Source organism: Pseudomonas sp. NFR16 (genome assembly GCF_900108875.1).
Classification (GTDB): domain Bacteria; phylum Pseudomonadota; class Gammaproteobacteria; order Pseudomonadales; family Pseudomonadaceae; genus Aquipseudomonas.
In genome coordinates this window covers 136,722-153,828 of sequence record NZ_FNYJ01000004.1, presented here as the reverse complement: position 1 = coordinate 153,828, position 17,107 = coordinate 136,722, and the positions used below count along the sequence as shown (strand labels likewise).

15 protein-coding genes and 1 tRNA gene are annotated in these 17,107 nt (G+C 59.3%); 9 read left to right on the top strand and 7 right to left on the bottom strand.

Going from position 1 to position 17,107, the window contains the following annotated elements; all coding sequences use genetic code 11:
- The first annotated feature begins 58 nt into the window (after positions 1–58).
- Positions 59–134: transfer RNA gene (locus BMZ10_RS16765), tRNA-Thr, on the top strand.
- Positions 135–201: 67 nt separating this feature from the next.
- Here the strand turns inward: BMZ10_RS16765 and BMZ10_RS16760 are convergent.
- From BMZ10_RS16760 to nadC, 3 genes are all read right to left on the bottom strand, one after another.
- Positions 202–855 (bottom strand): polysaccharide lyase family 7 protein, encoded by a 654-nt coding sequence (locus tag BMZ10_RS16760; protein WP_093464600.1) that lies wholly within the window; start codon positions 853–855, stop codon positions 202–204.
- Between the two features lie 345 nt (positions 856–1,200).
- The gene (locus BMZ10_RS16755) at positions 1,201–1,389 is read right to left on the bottom strand and encodes a hypothetical protein (protein ID WP_093464597.1); all 189 of its coding nucleotides are present in this window, start codon (positions 1,387–1,389) and stop codon (positions 1,201–1,203) included.
- Between the two features lie 168 nt (positions 1,390–1,557).
- Positions 1,558–2,406 (bottom strand): carboxylating nicotinate-nucleotide diphosphorylase, encoded by an 849-nt coding sequence (nadC, locus tag BMZ10_RS16750; protein WP_093464594.1) that lies wholly within the window; start codon positions 2,404–2,406, stop codon positions 1,558–1,560.
- Between the two features lie 383 nt (positions 2,407–2,789).
- Between nadC and BMZ10_RS16745 the strand changes: the two genes are divergently transcribed.
- The 6 genes from BMZ10_RS16745 to BMZ10_RS16720 all read left to right on the top strand — a co-directional run bounded on the left by BMZ10_RS16745 (position 2,790) and on the right by BMZ10_RS16720 (position 11,297).
- A complete protein-coding gene (locus tag BMZ10_RS16745) occupies positions 2,790–5,033 on the top strand; it encodes a DUF1631 domain-containing protein (RefSeq protein ID WP_093464591.1) in 2,244 nt (747 codons plus the stop codon).
- Between the two features lie 88 nt (positions 5,034–5,121).
- The gene (gene ampD / locus BMZ10_RS16740; RefSeq protein WP_093464588.1) at positions 5,122–5,670 is read left to right on the top strand and encodes a 1,6-anhydro-N-acetylmuramyl-L-alanine amidase AmpD; all 549 of its coding nucleotides are present in this window, start codon (positions 5,122–5,124) and stop codon (positions 5,668–5,670) included.
- 15 nt (positions 5,671–5,685) lie between these two features.
- Complete coding sequence (gene ampE, locus BMZ10_RS16735; protein ID WP_093464585.1) at positions 5,686–6,522, top strand: regulatory signaling modulator protein AmpE; 837 nt, start codon at positions 5,686–5,688, stop codon at positions 6,520–6,522.
- A 68-nt stretch (positions 6,523–6,590) separates the two neighbouring features.
- Positions 6,591–7,364: a 5'/3'-nucleotidase SurE gene (gene surE, locus BMZ10_RS16730; RefSeq protein WP_093464582.1), complete on the top strand. Its 774-nt coding sequence runs from the start codon at positions 6,591–6,593 to the stop codon at positions 7,362–7,364.
- A gap of 226 nt (positions 7,365–7,590) precedes the next feature.
- A complete protein-coding gene (potE, locus tag BMZ10_RS16725; RefSeq protein ID WP_093464579.1) occupies positions 7,591–9,015 on the top strand; it encodes a putrescine-ornithine antiporter in 1,425 nt (474 codons plus the stop codon).
- On the top strand, positions 9,012–11,297 hold the full coding sequence (locus tag BMZ10_RS16720; RefSeq protein WP_093464576.1) for an Orn/Lys/Arg family decarboxylase: 2,286 nt from the start codon (positions 9,012–9,014) through the stop codon (positions 11,295–11,297). Before potE ends, BMZ10_RS16720 begins: the two co-directional genes overlap by 4 nt.
- A 355-nt stretch (positions 11,298–11,652) precedes the next feature.
- On the opposite strand, the gene BMZ10_RS16715 is transcribed toward BMZ10_RS16720, so the two are convergent.
- Complete coding sequence (locus BMZ10_RS16715) at positions 11,653–11,925, bottom strand: hypothetical protein (protein ID WP_093464573.1); 273 nt, start codon at positions 11,923–11,925, stop codon at positions 11,653–11,655.
- A gap of 194 nt (positions 11,926–12,119) precedes the next feature.
- Between BMZ10_RS16715 and BMZ10_RS16710 the strand changes: the two genes are divergently transcribed.
- Positions 12,120–12,983, top strand: coding sequence for a LysR family transcriptional regulator (locus BMZ10_RS16710; protein WP_093464570.1), 864 nt, complete (start codon positions 12,120–12,122; stop codon positions 12,981–12,983).
- 15 nt (positions 12,984–12,998) lie between these two features.
- On the opposite strand, the gene BMZ10_RS16705 is transcribed toward BMZ10_RS16710, so the two are convergent.
- From BMZ10_RS16705 to BMZ10_RS16695, 3 genes are all read right to left on the bottom strand, one after another.
- Positions 12,999–13,841 (bottom strand): HPP family protein, encoded by an 843-nt coding sequence (locus BMZ10_RS16705; protein ID WP_256214523.1) that lies wholly within the window; start codon positions 13,839–13,841, stop codon positions 12,999–13,001.
- Positions 13,842–14,187: 346 nt separating this feature from the next.
- A complete protein-coding gene (locus tag BMZ10_RS16700) occupies positions 14,188–14,469 on the bottom strand; it encodes a hypothetical protein (RefSeq protein ID WP_093464564.1) in 282 nt (93 codons plus the stop codon).
- 411 nt (positions 14,470–14,880) lie between these two features.
- A complete protein-coding gene (locus tag BMZ10_RS16695) occupies positions 14,881–16,059 on the bottom strand; it encodes a sugar transporter (RefSeq protein ID WP_093464561.1) in 1,179 nt (392 codons plus the stop codon).
- Between the two features lie 568 nt (positions 16,060–16,627).
- Here BMZ10_RS16695 and BMZ10_RS16690 point away from each other — a divergent pair.
- Positions 16,628–16,828 carry a DUF6021 family protein gene (locus tag BMZ10_RS16690; RefSeq protein ID WP_093464558.1) on the top strand — a complete coding sequence of 67 codons (201 nt, stop codon included), beginning with the start codon at positions 16,628–16,630 and terminating at the stop codon, positions 16,826–16,828.
- Positions 16,829–17,107: the final 279 nt, after the last annotated feature.

The window sequence follows — 17,107 nt, the reverse complement described above, 5'->3', positions numbered from 1 at the left end:
GCTTTAAGGTGCGTAATAGTACTGTTGATTTACTGTTCGTTGAGAAAGGGACAGTAATGCCGAAATAGCTCAGTCGGTAGAGCAGCGCACTCGTAACGCGAAGGTCGTAGGTTCGATTCCTATTTTCGGCACCAAACCCTCTCCGCGCCATCACTCACGATGGCGCATTTTCAGCTCAAAAGTTTTCTCACAGCCGCCAAATCACAAGTGGCTGACTTCCAACCTTGTATAGGTCACCTTGCCGCCTTCGGTGGGGTAGCCGACGTTGTCCAGCGTGTAGACGCCGGCCTTGAAGTAGAAGGCGTATTTGTACCAGGTCGGCGCGAGCTGGATTTGCGGGCCGGCGTTGTTGATCAGCACGGTCAGTTTGCCTTGCTTGTTCATTTGAATGGCGTACGCGAAGGCTTTGTTGAGCGGCACGTTAGGCACCGTATAGGCAACGGGACTTTTCACGTCGGCGGGGTTCACGCGGTATTCGAGGTCGATATTGCCTGTGCCGTTGGCGAAGCGGTACACAACCTTGAGCAAGGGCGTAGCGGCATCCTTGGCATGAATTTGCGCCACCACCACTCGCCCGGTGGAAGGCACCTGGTTGACCGAAAGCGTGCCTTTGAGCGTGTTCAGGCCGCTGTTGTACAACCAGTTACGGGCTTTGCCGTTGGTCAGGGTTTCTCGCATCTCGGAGCGTGGGAAATCGCTATGACCGGTGTGCGAACCGGTGACGGGCGCCCAGAAAACAACTTTGTCACCGGTGTTGGTGAAGTAAGCGGTTTTGAGCTTTGGCAGCGCTGCGGCGGTGGTCAAAGGCGGAGTATCAACAGGAAGGGTAAGGTTCCAGACGGTCAGGTCAATCATGGCCAAGGCTCATGTGGGCTGTTCCCTTGCCCGAGAGTTCAGCCATTCATACGTAGCACTATTCGCCGTCCCTGACGCTACTGACGGATTAACGACCGATCGACGCAGTCCTTTAACGCATTCAGACAGGTGGCGTAGCGCCGTTTGCTGACGTTGGCTGGCGCGTTATCGAAGGTGCAACAGACGCCCATTACAACGGCGAAAGAAGCAGCATTTGCTGATTGCGGACTCGATAAAAAGCCCGCGTTGCGCGGGCTTCTCTGGGGCGAAATATTGAGCGTGAATTGACGATGTCAGCAGGGGATCAGAACCGCCGCTCCAAAGGCAATGCATCGCAACGCGCAGTCAGTCTTTCGCCGCTTGTTGCTGGTCTTCCACATGCAGCCTGGTCACGATCGCGGCGGCTTCCTCTTCGGTGTCCACCACAAACACTTCTCCTGCGTCGGATGTCACCTGAAACGCTGTCGTTGCGTTTTCCGCGAGATAGTCGGCGGGCAATTCATCGTGCTCGAGTTTTTTCAACGAAACGGCCATGGCGCTCTCCTCAAATGATCTGCAGGTGTGACCCCGCCGATTTTCGATTGGTTCGAGCTGTGTCAGGCGGTCAGCTAAACCGCACACAAACTTCAGGTGCGTATCAGGCGTGCGCTCGCTTGCGATTGGCAACCGTCCCAAGCAAGCGCACTTGTGCCTGCCGTTGCATCAAACGCTGAGCCGCATCGACAGGTCGACGGCCTTCACATCTTTGGTCAGGGTGCCAATCGAGATGTAGTCGACCCCGGTTTCGGCGATGGTGCGTAACGTCGCATCGGTGACGCCGCCGCTGGCTTCGAGCTTGGCACGACCGGCCGTGAGGCGGACGGCTTCGCGCATTTCGTCCAGGCTCAGTTCGTCGAGCATGATGATGTCGGCGCCGCCTTCGAGGGCTTGATGGAGCTCGTCCAGGCTTTCGACTTCGACTTCCACCGGTTTGCCAGGCGCGATCTTGTGCGCGGCGGTGATGGCTTCGGCGATGCCACCGCAGGCCGCGATGTGGTTTTCTTTGATCAGGAAGGCGTCGAACAGGCCGATGCGATGGTTATGGCAACCGCCGCAGGTCACGGCGTATTTTTGTGCCAGGCGCAGGCCGGGCAGGGTCTTGCGGGTGTCGAGCAATTTGACCTGCGTGTCGGCCACCATGTCGGCGTAATGCTGCGAGCGCGTCGCGACGCCGGAGAGCATCTGCAGGAAGTTGAGGGCGCTGCGCTCGCCGGTCAGCAGTGAGCGCGCCGGACCCTCCAGATGGAACAGCACTTGATTGGGCTGCACGCGCTCGCCATCGGCGACTTGCCAGTGAACCGCAACGCGCTGGTCCAGCTGCCTAAATACACTGTCGACCCAAGCGGTGCCGGCGATGACGGCAGCGTCGCGCGAGATCACGGTTGCCTTGGCGAGACGCTCGGCGGGAATCAGCTGAGCGGTGATGTCGCCAGTGCCGACGTCCTCGAGCAACGCACGGCGTACGTTGGCTTCGATTTCGGCGGTCAGCGTGGCAAGGCGTAGATTCGGCATATCGGACTCCACTTACTAGTTGCCCCGAGTATAAGGCAGGCAACTGTACCAACCTACCGGACCCTCACCATCCAGTTGAGTGCATGACCTGCACTCTGTCGGTTTTTTTGCCGTCTATGCGACAGATTGCGTTTTTCGCGGTCTATCGCTGCACATGCCGCTTCGTCCGCTCCTATTATTCCAATCAGGGCGAAGAGTCCGCTGGCGGGCGGACACGATTTACAAGATAATTCGCCTAGCTTTTGACGTCATAGCTTTGACGTTCGCCTGTACACCCCAGGGACAAAAATTCAAGATCCGGTCATGTGCAGTCTCGGCCTGCGCTTGGGATGAGGTTGTGGCTGTTGAGTAGCCGCTGTGTAGTCGGTTGATAGGAGTCCTTGATGCATAACGACGGTAATAAAGTGGTGCCTTTGAGCAAGTCGAGTCCGGAAAATCCGGGATCCTCGCCTGTTGCTCGGCTGCCCGTCGTTCTGCTGCAGGTGCGCGACAAAGCCGCCCAGCAGCTCAAGGAAAGTCTGCAAACGCTGTTTGATAATGCCGATGACACGTTGTTCGAGATGGCCGACCGCGCCCACAACAACGCCGAACAGAACATTTTCTTCGAAGCCATGCGCGACCTGCGCCTGAAGCGCAAGAGCATCGAGCGCAATTTCCTCGACAAGTTCTTCGAAGCCTTTTTGCGCCTCGGCCACTACGAAGTCGTTGAGCCGATCCTCACCGAGCCTGTGTCTTTCGACAAACTCGCACTGGTTCACAACGATGATCTGGAAAGGACCGTGGCCGTGGATGCCATGGTCACCAAGGTCATGAACCGCGACGGCGTTGCGTTGGGTCAGTTGACGACGCGGCTGAACGAACTGATCCCTCAGACCGTGACCGACGAAACCAATCCGCTCGGTCCTACACTGCTTTGCGATTTCTTCCTGCAGGCCGGTCGCAGCCTCGGCGTCGAGATCAAGGTCAAGCTGATCATCCTCAAGCTGTTCGAGAAATACGCGCTGGCCAATGCTGATCAATTGTATGAAGAAGCCAACCAGCTGCTGATTTCGGCGGGTGTCCTGCCTGAATTGAAAGTGCTGCCGTCGCGCCGTTCGACCGATCGTTCGGCCAGCTCGGCGGCCGCGAACGAGGCGCAGCGTGCCGATAACGCGTCGCTGATTCAGGCCACTGAAAAGCTCGATAACAGCGTGCAGGAAGTCTTTTCTGCGCTGCAAGAGCTGCTGGTCCACGTGCGCGGCAACATTACGCCGCGCCCGGACAATGTCGGCGAGGCCCGACCGATTTCGAGTCAGGACCTGCTGCGTCTGCTGTCTCATCTGCAGCAGTACGTGCCGAAAGCCGAAACGCCGGACGACTTCGATCTGCGCACTCAGCTGGAACAATTGATTGGCCGGGTCAGCGCGCGAAGCGGCAAGTTTCGCGTGGTCGGGCCTATGGATGAGGACGTCATCAACCTCATCTCGATGCTGTTCGAATTCATTCTCGACGACCGCAACCTGCCGGGCTCGTTGCGCGCGCTGATCGGTCGTCTGCAAATCCCGATGCTGAAAGTCGCCGTCATCGACAAGAGCTTTTTCAGCCGCGGCAGCCACCCAGCGCGGCGCCTGCTCAACGAGATCGCATCGGCGGCGCTTGGCTGGGGCGGACGTGACGACACCCAGCGTGATTCGCTCTACACCCGCATCGATCAGATTGTGCAGCGGCTTTTGCATGATTTCGTCGACGATCCGGCGATTTTTACCGAATTGCTCGTGGATTTCCTGGCGTTCACCAGCGACGAACGTCGTCGCAGCGAATTGCTCGAACAACGCACCCGCGACGCTGAAGAAGGGCGCGCGCTGGCTGAGCTGGCGCGTCAGCGTGTGCAACAGGCGCTGAATGATCGTCTGTTGGGCCGGACGTTGCCGGAAGTTGTCGTGCGTCTGCTCCAGGAAGCGTGGAGCAAGGTATTGCTGCTGACCTGCCTTAAGCACGGCGAGGAGTCGGTCGAATGGAAATCCGGGCTGCAGGCCATGGATGACCTGATCTGGAGCGTCGAATCCCACGACGAGCCAGAGGCGCGTCAGCGTCTGCTGGAACTGGTGCCAGGCCTGCTCAAGTCGCTGCGCGACGGCCTGAGCAGCGCGGCATTCGATCCGTTTGCGACCAGCGAATTTTTCAGCCAGCTCGAAGCCCTGCACGTTCAGGCCTTTAATCACGTGACGCGTCCGGCGTCCGACGATGCCGAGCAGGTCCAGAACGAGCCATCCGATGGCACGCCGATGATGGCGGTCGTTGAGGAGATCGTGCTGGTTGCGCCGGGCGAACAAGTGCTCAGCGAGCCTTCGATGCATTTGCCTGCTGATGATGAAGGTCTGCTGCAGGTCGATAAGCTGCGCATGGGCAGCTGGGTCGAAATCCAGGAAGACGAAGATCACAAGCTGCGGTGCAAACTGGCGGCCATCGTCGAGCCGAGCGGCCGCTATGTGTTCGTCAACCGCACAGGCATGAAGGTCCTGGAAAAGACTCGCATGGGGCTGGCGGTCGAGTTTCGTCGCGGCACGATTCGTGTGCTGGACGATGCGCTGTTGTTCGATCGCGCTCTGGAGTCGGTGCTGGGAAATCTGCGCAAGCTCAAGGGCTGATTCGCAGCGTGGCGGCGCATTGGCTGCCACATCCTTTCTCATCGCGGGCATACTGGCTGCTGTCGAATGATGCTTTAAGGACCCCTTCATGCAACTGGACCCCGGCACGGGCTGGTGCCACGGCGCTCAGCATTGCCCTTCGCCCAATTTCAATGCTCGTCCCGAGGGCGAGATCTCGCTGCTGGTGATCCACAACATCAGCCTGCCCCCCGCGCAGTTCAAGACCGGAAAGGTTCAGGCATTTTTTCAGAACCGGCTGGATGTCACCGAACATCCCTATTTCGAAGGCATCGCCGACTTGCGCGTCTCTGCGCATTTTCTGATCGAGCGGGACGGCGCCGTCACCCAGTTCGTCTCCTGTCTCGACCGGGCTTGGCATGCAGGCGTGTCGGTGTTCGAAGGCCGTGAGGCGTGCAACGATTTTTCCATCGGCATCGAGCTTGAAGGCACTGACGATCAGCCCTTCACCGATGCGCAGTATCAGGCGTTGATCGCGCTGACGCGGCAGTTGCAGTCGTCCTGGCCGGCGATCACCCCGCAGCGCATCTGCGGCCATAGCGACATTGCTCCGGGACGCAAGACCGATCCCGGCCCGTGCTTTGACTGGGCCCGGTTTCGTTCGGCTTTAGAGATTTGAATTGAGGAGCGGGAGATGAGTTTTCTGGTTTTGCTGCTGGCGGTCTGGATCGAGAAGTTCTCGGCCCTGCGCCAGCGTGTTCAGCGTGATGGGCCATGGCTGCAGCAACTGGCGCGGCTTGAGTCCAATCCGCGCAGCGCCAGCCGTCCCTGGTGGATTCTGACGCTGACCGTGTTGCTGCCATTGTTGGTGCTGGCGCTGGTGTTAGTGATCGTCGGCTCGGTCGCCTATGGCTGGCTCGCGTTGCCGATCCATCTGTTGGTGTTCATCTACAGCCTGGGGCGTGGCGACATCAAGGCCAACCTGGGTTCCTTCCGCGACGCCTGCCGACGGGGCGATCAGGAGGCCGCGGTGCTGGTCGCCGAGCGCGACCTTGGCGTTCAGGCCGAGAACGAAGAGCAGCTTTTGGGTGGTGCTCAGACTTATCTGTTGTGGCAGGTCTACCAAGGTTTCTTCGCCGTAATCTTCTGGTATTTCGTGCTTGGCCCGGTGGCGGCGCTGGCCTACCGGCTGTTGGCGCTGGCGTCCGAGCATGGCCGCACGCCTGCACTGGTGGAGCGCGCGACCCAGTTGCGACACGCCTTTGACTGGGTGCCGGTGCGTCTGCTGGCTGCGAGTTTCGCCTTGGTGGGCAATTTTGTCGCGGTCAGTCGGGTGATGCTCAGCGAGCTGCTCAACTGGAATATCAGTGCCTCCGGCCTGATTACCAAAGTGGGTTGCGTCGCAGGCGAGGTGCCTGCTCCCGTGGTAGGCGTCGAGGGTGTGAACAGTCTCGACGTGCTGTGGGAACTGCTGATTCGCGCCGCGATTGTCTGGTACGTCGGATTTGCGCTGTTCACCCTGTTCGTCTGAGATCCGGCAGCCATCGTGGCTGCAACTGCTTGAACATCGATGATCAACCTCTTGCGAAGGAGTACTGCATGTCGAACCCGCGAATCGAGCGCATCCTGATCACCAACGACGACGGCATCGACGCGCCGGGGCTGGAAGTGCTGGAAGCCGTTGCCCGCGAGCTGGCGGAAGAAGTCTGGGTTGTCGCACCCGAGCAGGATCAGAGCGGGATTTCCCACGCGCTTAGCATCCATCACCCCTTGCGGGTCAAGGCACGCGGCGAGCGGCGTTTCTCGGTGTCCGGAACGCCAGCCGATTGTGTCGCCATTGCCCTTGGTCAGTTGATGGAAGAGCGGCCACAACTGTTGCTTTCCGGCATCAACAAAGGCGCGAATCTGGGCGTGGAAACCATGTTTTCCGGCACCGTCGGCGCCGCGATGGCGGGGCTGTTGATGGGCGTACCGTCAATTGCCCTGAGCCAATTCTTCACCCGCCGCGATGCGGTGAAATGGGAAACAGCCAGAGCGCTCGCGCCTGACGTCATTCGTCGTGTGATCGGCATGGAGTGGGCCGCTGACGTTTGTCTGAACATCAACTTTCCGGATGTCGCCCCCGAACACGCCAGGCCGCTGCAGATCACCCGGCAGGGCATCGGGCGCATGGACGGCTTGAACATCACTCAACGCACCGACATGCGCGAACAGGGTTATTACTGGCTGAACATTGATCGTCATGAACGCCCGGATTTCGACGACAGCGAGACCTTCGTCGTGACCCAAGGTGGGATTTCTGTCACACCGTTGCGATTTGAGCGAACGGACCTCGAGGTCATGGAGCGGCTGAAAAGTGGCCTATCCAACTGATGGCGCCTGAGGCTGAAAACGTCCATTGGCAGTGGCAATTCTGACCCGCCACTGCCCACTCAACGTTTTTAGTTGTCATACGGATGCCCTCAAACGAGTGAGTCCTCTTCCTTTTTGTTGCCAGAGATGGCATTTCGCTAGTTGTTCGGCCCACTTTCATTTCTTGCTTAATAAGAATCCTTTGCTATAGCTAAAAGCCTCTCACGTCATCTAATGAGGCAATGGAATGTCAGTCGCAAAGAAAATGAGTGTGGGACAGCTGACGATGTTGACCGCCGTCAACATGTTGGGCTCGGGCATTGTTCTACTGCCAACCAAACTTGCAGAAGTGGGCGGTATTTCAATCCTCTCCTGGCTCATTACCGCAACCGGCTCCCTCGCTCTGGCGTACGCGTTTGCACGATGCGGCATGCTCAGTCGCAAGACGGGCGGCATGGGCGGATACGCTGAATATACGTTCGGCAAGTCCGGCAACTACATCACTAACTACACCTACGGTCTGTCGTTATTGATTGCCAATGTGGCGATCAGTATTACTGCCGTGGGTTATATCCAGACGCTGTTTGACATCAAACTTGACTCGCTGCAGGTCGGCCTCGCGACCATCGCGTTATTGTGGATAACCACGTTCGCCAACTTCGGCGGCGCGAGCATTACCGGCAAGATCGGTGCGGTGACGGTCTGGGGCGTCATTGCCCCAGTGGTGCTGGTTTCCACCATCGGCTGGTTCTGGTTCGACGGCAGCGTCTATGCCGCAGGCTGGAATCCTCACGATAAACCCTGGTATGAAGCGGCCGGCGCCTCGGTGGCGATCACGCTGTGGGCATTTCTGGGACTGGAATCGGCTTGCGCCAACGGCGACGCAGTTGAAAACCCTGAGAAGAACGTACCGATTGCGGTGCTCGGCGGGACGCTGGGCGCGGCGGTGATCTACATCGTTTCCACCAACGTGATCGCCGGCATTGTCGACAACGCCGAACTGGTCTCGTCCACAGCGCCGTTCGGCCTGGTGTTCGCCAAGATGTTCACGCCGATGGTCGGCAACATCGTCATGGGCCTGATGGTGCTGGCCTGCATCGGCTCGTTGCTGGGCTGGCAGTTCACCGTGGCGCAGGTGTTCAAAAGCTCTGCGGACACCGGTTACTTCCTGCCGATCTTCGCCAAAGCCAACAAACATGGCGTGCCGATCATCAGCATGTTGATCCTGCTGGCGATGCAGACTGCCATGGCGCTGCTGACGATCAGCCCCGATCTGGCCAAGCAATTCGACACGCTGGTCAATCTGGCCGTGGTCACCAACCTGGTGCCGTACATCCTGTCGATGGCCACGCTGATGACGCTGCAAAAAGTCTCGAACGTTCCGGCCAACAAGGCACTCGTTACCAACATCGTTGCGGGCATCGCTGCGGCCTACAGCTATCTGGCGCTTTACAGCTCGGGCGCTGAGGCGCTGATGCTCGGCGGTGTCGCGACGATTGTCGGCTACACGCTGTTCGGCTTCGTCAATACGCGGTTGATCCGCCTCGAAGCCTTGAACAACAGCGTTCCGACTCAGACCGTCGCAGCGCAGCACATTGTCGGCGAGCCCATCCCGGTCAATGACCTGCCGGCCAACGCCATGAATCACGCCACCCTGGAGACCCAACCATGACGGAATACAGACACCTGCTTGGCATGCTGGCGCTGCTGGTCAGCAAACAGCCGGACAAACGCAGCGTGTTCGGCCGGGCCCTGATCCAGCTGATCAGCGATGTCGAGGAGCGCTCCATCAGCGTGCTGACCTCTGAAAGCCTGAGCGATGCCAAGTCGATTCTCAGCTCCGATCCTGCCATTCAGTGTGTGCTGCTCAGCTGGGAAATGGACGACAGCGAGGACCATCAGGAATGCATCGACCTGCTCACCGCGCTGCGTGAGCGCAACACGCGCGTACCGGTGTTCCTGATCAGCGACCGCAGTACCGCGTCCAGCGTGCCGTTGATCGTGATGCAGCACGCCGATGACTTCATCTGGTTGCCGGAAGACACCAGCCGATTCTTGAGCGGGCGAATCATGGCGGCCATCGAGCGCTATCGTCAGGCGGTCCTGCCACCGATGTTCGGCGCACTGCTCAAGTTCGCGCGCAGCTACGAATATTCCTGGCACACGCCTGGCCATGCCGGCGGTACGGCGTTTCTGAAGAGCACGGCGGGGCGCGCGTTTTATGAGTTCTTCGGTGAAAACCTGCTGCGATCCGATCTGTCGATTTCGGTCGGCGAACTGGGTTCGTTGCTCGACCACAGCGGCCCCATCGGCCAGGGCGAGCGCTACGCGGCCAAGGTATTCGGCGCGCATCGCACGTACTACGTGACCAACGGCTCGTCGATGTCCAACCGGGTGATCCTCATGGCCAGCGTCACGCGGGACCAGATCGCCCTGTGTGACCGCAATTGCCACAAGTCCGCCGAGCATGCGATGACGCTGTCAGGCGCCATTCCCACGTATCTGGTGCCGACCCGCAACCGCTTCGGCATCATCGGGCCAATCCTGCCGCAGACGCTGAGCGCCGAGGGCGTCAGGGCCGCGATTGCCAACAACCCGCTGGTCAAGAACCACATCGACCCGACGCCGGTGCACGCGATCGTCACCAACTCGACCTATGACGGCCTGACCTACAACGTCACCCGTGTCGAGGAGCTGCTCGGGCAGAGCGTCGATCGGCTGCATTTCGACGAGGCCTGGTACGGCTACGCGCGCTTCAATCCGCTGTACAAGGACCGCTTTGCGATGCACGGCAGCCCGGACGATCACGATGAATCCCGGCCCACCGTGTTCGCCACGCAGTCGACCCACAAACTGCTTGCGGCGTTGTCCCAGGCGTCGATGATTCATGTGCGCAACGGGCGTAATCCGATTCCGCACGGTCGCTTCAACGAGTCGTACATGATGCACGCCTCGACGTCGCCCAACTACGCGATCATGGCCTCGTGCGACGTCAGCTCAGCGATGATGGAAGCCCCAAGCGGGCAGATTCTCACCAACGAGTCGATCGAAGAGGCTGTCGCCTTCCGCCAGGTCATTTCGCGCATGCGCGCCGAGATGCTCGGGCATGACGACTGGTTTTTCTCGTGCTGGCAGCCGCCGTCCGTGCAGGTCGACGGCGATGCATTGGCGTTTCACGAGGTCGATCCGGTGCGGCTGAAAACCGATCCGAGTTGCTGGGTGCTGCATCCGAATGAAGTCTGGCATGGCTTTGGCGACATCGAAGACGGCTACTGCATGCTCGACCCGATCAAGGTGTCGATCCTCAGCCCCGGCATGGGCGACGACGGCAACCTGCTCGACTTCGGGATTCCCGCATGCGTGCTCAGCGCCTACCTCGGCCATCAGGGCATCGTGGTTGAGAAGACCACTGATTTCACCATTCTCTTTCTGTTCTCCATCGGCATCACCAAAGGTAAGTGGGGCACGCTGGTCAACGCGCTGCTGGACTTCAAACGCGACTACGACAGCAACCTCGAGCTGGAGCTCTGCCTGCCCGACCTGCTGACCGCCAACCAGTTGCGATACGCCGGCATGGGCCTGAAAGATTTGTCTGAAGAAATCTTCGCAGCGATGAAGCAGACCAGGACGACCGCTGCCATGTCCAAAGCGTTCGGCACGCTGCCCAAAGCGGAATGCAGCCCGGTGGAAGCGTACGAGAAGCTGGTCAAGAACGAGGTGGAGCAGGTGACGCTCGAGGAAGCTGCCGGGCGCATCGCGGCGACGGGCATCGTGCCTTATCCACCGGGCATCCCGCTGCTCATGCCGGGTGAGAACGCAGGTCCCGCCGACGGCCCGCTGCTGGCCTATCTGCGCGCGTTGGAAAGCTTCGACAAGTCGTTTCCGGGGTTCACCCACGATACCCACGGGATCGAAAACGAGGCGGGGGTTTATCGGTTGCTGGTACTGAAATAGGTCGGTTGAGTTCAGCCTCGGCAGTGACTGAGACTCACCCTTGGCGAGCAAGCTCGCTCCCACGGGCCAGGCGTCTGGCCGGAGCCCGGTGACGTCCGCAGGTTTGCTTGTAGGAGTGAGCTTGCTCGCGATGGCTGATTTCCAGATGCTGCAACTCCACAGCCTGACCGGCCTTTTCCCGGCTAAAGCCGGTCCTACGACAACCTTGCAACATCTGTAGGACCGGCTTTAGCCGGGAAGGCGTCGGGTGTTATGCCGTTGATCTTAGGTGGGTTTATGGGCAGTTGGCCCACTTCTCCAGGTCAGGCGTCTTACCGGAGCCGCGTGTGATTACTGCCTTTGTGGCTGGTTTGAATCAGTGGCTCTGGACCTTCTGCAGGGCCTGTTGGGTCAACGAAACGCACTCCCTGGCGCCGTCATCGTTATGCCGGGCCAGTGCGGATTCGGCGCGGTGTACGGTGGTGTCGACGTCGCTTTTCACGGCATCGCTCAGGTTCGGATTGGCGACTTTGGCGTCCCGGATTTTGCTCAGGTTAATCTGGCACAGGCTGTTGTCATCGTTGGCAGACGCCGCGAAGGGCAGGGCGAATGCAGTCAGGAGCAGGCCGGTGAGCAGGGCGTGTTTCATGTTGTTTTCCGCAGAAAGTAGGTAAGGGGTTCGTGGTCTGCACGAACTTGCTGCATCAGACAGCAGATTTAGGATTTCTGCCATCTCATCCCGATCACCTGCCGCTCCTCTCGCAGGCATTCTGCGCACGCGCCGTTCAGGGCCTGCGTTACCATGGCGCAGCCCCCCACACCGCCAGAAGCCGAAACGCACCGATGGACATCGATCTCGCCCGTACTTTCCTCGAAATCGTTCGCCTGGGCAGCCTCATGGCGGCCGCCGAAAAGCTCCACGTCACCCAGACCGCCATCACCGCGCGGGTGCAAAAGCTCGAAGGCCATCTGAACTGCAAGTTGTTCATTCGCAATCGCACGGGCGCCCGCCTGACCTCGGACGGCGAAGCGTTCGTGGTTTTTGCCAATCAGCTGGTGCAGACCTGGGACGCTGCGCGACGAGACTTGCCGTTGCCCGACGGCTATCGGCACGTGCTGCGCATTGGCGCGGAAATGAGCCTGTGCAACCCGTTGATGTTGAGCTGGGTGAGGGAGATCAGAGCGTCGATTCCGGACTACGCGCTGCATTCCGAAGTCCGAGAGGGCGAGGCGCTGATGAAGGATGTCGAGCGGGGCGTGCTGGACGCCGCGCTGGTCTACCAGCCCGCCTACTGGCCGGGCCTGCAGGTGGAGGAGTTGCTGGAGGAAAAGCTGATCCTGATCCGCGTGGTCGACAAGCCCGAGCCGTACGTTTACATCGATTGGGGCCCGGCCTTTCGTCAGCAACACGACGCCGCGATGCCAGAAAAATCCAAGGCGGCTGTCGCCTTCAACCTCGGCCCGCTGGCGCTGCAATACATTCTCGACAACGGCGGCTCCGGTTACTTTCGCACGCGGGTGGTGCAGTCCTACCTTGATCGCGGAATCATCGAACGAGTGCCAATGGCGCCGGAATTCAGCTATCCGACGTATCTGGTTTACGCGCGGGACAATCCCTCGCCGACACTGCCTCGGGCGTTCGAGCTGTTGCGCACGATCGCCCGGGAAAGCGAAGACTGGTCGCAGCGCTGGGATCCGCTGATCTGAGACGAAGCACCTGCGTCAGTTCACCAGACTGATGATGCCGATGACCTTGCGATCAGCGTCCAGCACCGGCAGGTGTTTGCTTCCTTGCGCGGCAAGCAGCTTCATGGCGTCTGCCATTGAATGATCGAGGGACAGGCTGTGCTCGCTACGTGAAATCACCTGTGCCGTGTCGATATCATCCCGGTTGCGCCGCAGCGCGTTGGCCTCGGTCTTATGCAGAATGGCCTGAAGATCGTCACGGGAAACGTCGACGAACGCTCCGATTTCATCCAGCGCTTTGTCCAGATCCGCCGCGATGAAACCTTCGACCGCCTGTGGGCCAGCAATCGTCGCCGCTTTGGCCTGCGCTTTGGGATACCGCACCCGCGTCAGGTTGTTGTAGACCAGCGCGGTCAACAACAGGCAGCCCGCGTTGAGCATGACCGGCGCCAATACGTGCATGCCCATCGCGGACAGCTCATGTTTCGAGGTGACGATGCAAATGGCGATGGCCGCGCCTGGCGGATGCAGGCAGCGGCACACGCACGTCAGCAAAATAGCCAAACACACCGCGATACTCGCCGCGGTAATCGTATTGCCGAACAGATGAATGCACGCCAGTGCAGCCAGCGCCGAAATCAGATAACTGCCAAGAACCGACCACGGCTGGGCGAGCGCGCCGGTCGACACTGCAAACAGCAGCACCGCCGATGCACCGACGGGGCCGAGTAAATGCAGCGCCACATCAACGCCAAACACCTGTTGGCAGACCAGCGCACTGATGAAAATGCCCAGACACGCGCCAATCGCCGCGCGCGACCATTCCGCCGGGTGAGTGTTGAGCGAGTGGGGGATGAAGCTGCGCAGAAGCGTTTTCAAACGAGACTTTCCAAGGGTGAAAAACGGAGCCCGTCCATGTCGACAAGCTCCTGCACAAGGGGCGAGTGCCAGATATTTCAAAGGCATTACGAACGGGAAGGCTGATGCGGCAGCTTCCCATCGTGGCAAAGCTCGCCAATTGTGGTGAGAAATACGCAGGCAGGCAAATTCGAAATTTTGCAGATTCAGTGCAAAATTTTTGAGTTAAATGCCGGGGAGTCGCTGAGGCTTGTCCAGAAGATCAACCGCCGTGAACTGAGAGCGCTCGATTGAGCAGGGAAGAGCAACAGGCCATCAACGCAGCGGGGGATCGAGCACTGGCTCGCGCTGCGTTAATGGCCTGTGATTACAGGCTGCGCGACTGACTCATTTGACGAGCTCGCTGAGCAGGTCGCGCTTCTTCAACTTCCAGCAGATGCATGGCCAACACATCAGTCAAAAAGCGGAACTGATCGTTGAAGCCCACCACCTCGTTACTGAAGTGGTTACCCGCCGACGGCATCATGAAGGCGTCGAAACGCGTGTCTTCAATCAGGCTGTGGCGAGCTTTGCGGGTGATGACATGTTGTGAGTAATAGTTATTACCAAATTTGGGAAAACTAACGTGCAAAGTGACGTCTCGGGTCATGTCGATTACTCCGCATCAAACAGAAAGTTGAACATTGAAAGGTGCTGATAAGTGTCAGCTACTTGGCCTTAGTTGGCCCGTGCCATAACACGACTATCGTTTTCGTCTGCGGTAGCAGGTACCGACTCCAGATCGAAAAGTTTGAGGGCGACGACGTAGCTGGTGAAAGCTGTCAGCGTCAAGCAAGTAAGGATATGTACGATCATTTTCCTGCCCTCGGTTCGTGTTTGGGTGTAAGGCCATATTACGCTCCTGAATTTTGAGCGGAAGGCAAAAGCAGGAATGTTGGATATCGACAGGAATGATGATTAGCCGCGGAACGTTTCATTCGGGCCGTCTGGCAGCACGCCAGACCGTGATAAATGCGGGCATGGCGCCTGACGCGGCGCCATGCCGATAGCGCGTTGGAGGTTAGGCGCGGATGGTTTCGCCGTAGCGATAAGTCGCCAGGCACGCCAGCAAAAGGCCGCTGATGGCGACCAGTCCGCCCACCAGTCCGACGTTGGCGATGCCCAACTGGCTGATGACCATGCTGCCCAGCAACGCACCGCCGCCGATGCCGATGTTGTAGATGCCCGAGTGCAGCGACATCGCAACGTCCGTCGCATCCGGCGCCATCGCCAACACCTTGGCCTGCATCACCAGGCCAAAGCACATGATCGCCATGCCCCAGACAATGCTCAGCGTGGCGATCCAGGATGCCTTTCCGGACAGCGGCAGCAACAGAATCAGACACAGCGCCAGCGCGCCGACGGCGGTAATCAGCAGCCCGCGCGGATAACGGTTGTTGTAACGGCTGAACACGATCGAGCCCAGAATCCCGGCGCCGCCGAACAGCAGCAGCACGATGGTGGTCATCTCGCCGCTCATCTTCGCGACGACCTGCGCAAACGGTTCGATGTAGCTGTAAGCGGTAAACTGCGCGGTGATCACCAGCGCCGTCAGGACATACAGCGACACCAAAGCCGGACGCTTGAACAGAATCGGCAGACTGCGCAGCGAACCCGAGTTCTGGCTGGGCAGCAGCGGCAGCGACTTGATTAGCACCAGCACGGTCAAGCCGGAGGCCACCGCAATCGCCAGAAACGTCGTGCGCCAGCCCAATGCCTCGCCCAATACGCGCCCCAGCGGAATGCCCAACACCATCGCCAGCGACGTGCCGGTCGCCAGCAATCCAAGCGCCTGAACCTGTTTGCCCGCCGGCGCGACACGCACTGCCAGTGACGCCGTGATCGACCAGAACACGGCATGCGCCAGCGCGATACCGACCCGGCTGACCAGCAGCATCCCGAAACTCGACGCCATGCTGGACATCACATGGCTGGCAATGAACAGCAGGAACACGAACGTCAGCAACTTGCGCCGCTCGATATTGCGCGTCATCAGCATCATCGGCAGCGACGTCAGCGACACGATCCACGCATACACCGTCAGCATCAGACCGACCTGCGCCGTGGTCATGTCGAAGCTGTGCCCGATGGCGCTCAGCAGCCCCACAGGCACGAACTCAGTGGTGTTGAAAATGAAGGCCGCCAGGGCCAGCGCAATGACGCTGAGCCAACTACCAGTGCGAGCATCGGTTGTGTTCATTGAATGACGCATCAGCCTCAAAAGGAGATAAAGCGGTAAGGGCGACGCCTTCCCCATAAAACGCCGACAAGCAGAAACGCCGCACAAGGCTCGGCGCCAGGGCGGTGCATGCGATCAGCAAACTATTATGGGTATGGGGAGGTACAGCCAGATGCCGCGGATTCTACGCCGCTGATATCGTTGTGACAACCGAGGTCATGGGGGGGCATGCTCTCAAAAACACCTCATCGGCTTTCTGGTCTGGGCATCGTGCTCGGTACCAATGGGCGCGCAGTTAACTTGTCCTTGGAAGGCGGTTATTCGACGGCTGTCTCCGAGCGTTGGTCTTCCTCGGCTGACGTTGGTGCCGGCGTGGGATGGCAGGAGTGTTTGAGGGCATCAGCATGTTCCTCGCGGTCGACTTTAGCCCCCACCTCGACAGCGAACCGCCCGAGGGCCGGCGTGGCAGGGTCGGGGTATGGGAGAACTGCTAACTCGCCGTCCGTCTGTTCCCGGGCACTCACCTCCCGACATGGCTTCGAACCTCCATTAGCAGGCATTTTTTTGTTTGAGAATGGAGGTTCATCCCATGGCAACTGATCCATCAACCACTGAAAAACCAACGCCCGAGAGCGAAGGTGAGCTGGGCTTTGATCCGGATTCTCCCGATCTTGACGACCCACAAGTCGACCCGACCCATCCCGCCCGCACCAGCAACGACCCCGAGCCCACGCCGCAGATCAGGGGTGGGGAGAATGATGTGACTAAGCGGGGGAATGGGGTGGTTTAGTTGGGTTGGGGACAAGGCGGGGGTATTTTGGGCTGCTGAGAGTGTAGTACCCAATTCCTGCCGCAAAAAAAGAAGACGTTCTAGGACGTCTTTTTTTGCGGACATGAGGCCGGGGTAATTTGAAACAAGGCGGTATCTAACTGTTCTGGCTAGTAAATAATTGTTTGTTCAACGTGCTTGAAATACCAGTTGGGAAGCTGCGTGGCCTGGACTCCGATGGACGGTGCTTTTTGAGAACCGCCCCAAAAACGAATAGGGGCCGAATCTATCAACTAAATG

Coding starts and splice junctions, on each gene's coding strand:
- BMZ10_RS16760 (WP_093464600.1), bottom strand. CDS start 855: ATGATTGACCTGACCGTCTGGAACCTTACCCTTCCTGTTGATACTCCG.
- BMZ10_RS16755 (WP_093464597.1), bottom strand. CDS start 1,389: ATGGCCGTTTCGTTGAAAAAACTCGAGCACGATGAATTGCCCGCCGAC.
- nadC (WP_093464594.1), bottom strand. CDS start 2,406: ATGCCGAATCTACGCCTTGCCACGCTGACCGCCGAAATCGAAGCCAAC.
- BMZ10_RS16745 (WP_093464591.1), top strand. CDS start 2,790: ATGCATAACGACGGTAATAAAGTGGTGCCTTTGAGCAAGTCGAGTCCG.
- ampD (WP_093464588.1), top strand. CDS start 5,122: ATGCAACTGGACCCCGGCACGGGCTGGTGCCACGGCGCTCAGCATTGC.
- ampE (WP_093464585.1), top strand. CDS start 5,686: ATGAGTTTTCTGGTTTTGCTGCTGGCGGTCTGGATCGAGAAGTTCTCG.
- surE (WP_093464582.1), top strand. CDS start 6,591: ATGTCGAACCCGCGAATCGAGCGCATCCTGATCACCAACGACGACGGC.
- potE (WP_093464579.1), top strand. CDS start 7,591: ATGTCAGTCGCAAAGAAAATGAGTGTGGGACAGCTGACGATGTTGACC.
- BMZ10_RS16720 (WP_093464576.1), top strand. CDS start 9,012: ATGACGGAATACAGACACCTGCTTGGCATGCTGGCGCTGCTGGTCAGC.
- BMZ10_RS16715 (WP_093464573.1), bottom strand. CDS start 11,925: ATGAAACACGCCCTGCTCACCGGCCTGCTCCTGACTGCATTCGCCCTG.
- BMZ10_RS16710 (WP_093464570.1), top strand. CDS start 12,120: ATGGACATCGATCTCGCCCGTACTTTCCTCGAAATCGTTCGCCTGGGC.
- BMZ10_RS16700 (WP_093464564.1), bottom strand. CDS start 14,469: ATGACCCGAGACGTCACTTTGCACGTTAGTTTTCCCAAATTTGGTAAT.
- BMZ10_RS16695 (WP_093464561.1), bottom strand. CDS start 16,059: ATGAACACAACCGATGCTCGCACTGGTAGTTGGCTCAGCGTCATTGCG.
- BMZ10_RS16690 (WP_093464558.1), top strand. CDS start 16,628: ATGGCAACTGATCCATCAACCACTGAAAAACCAACGCCCGAGAGCGAA.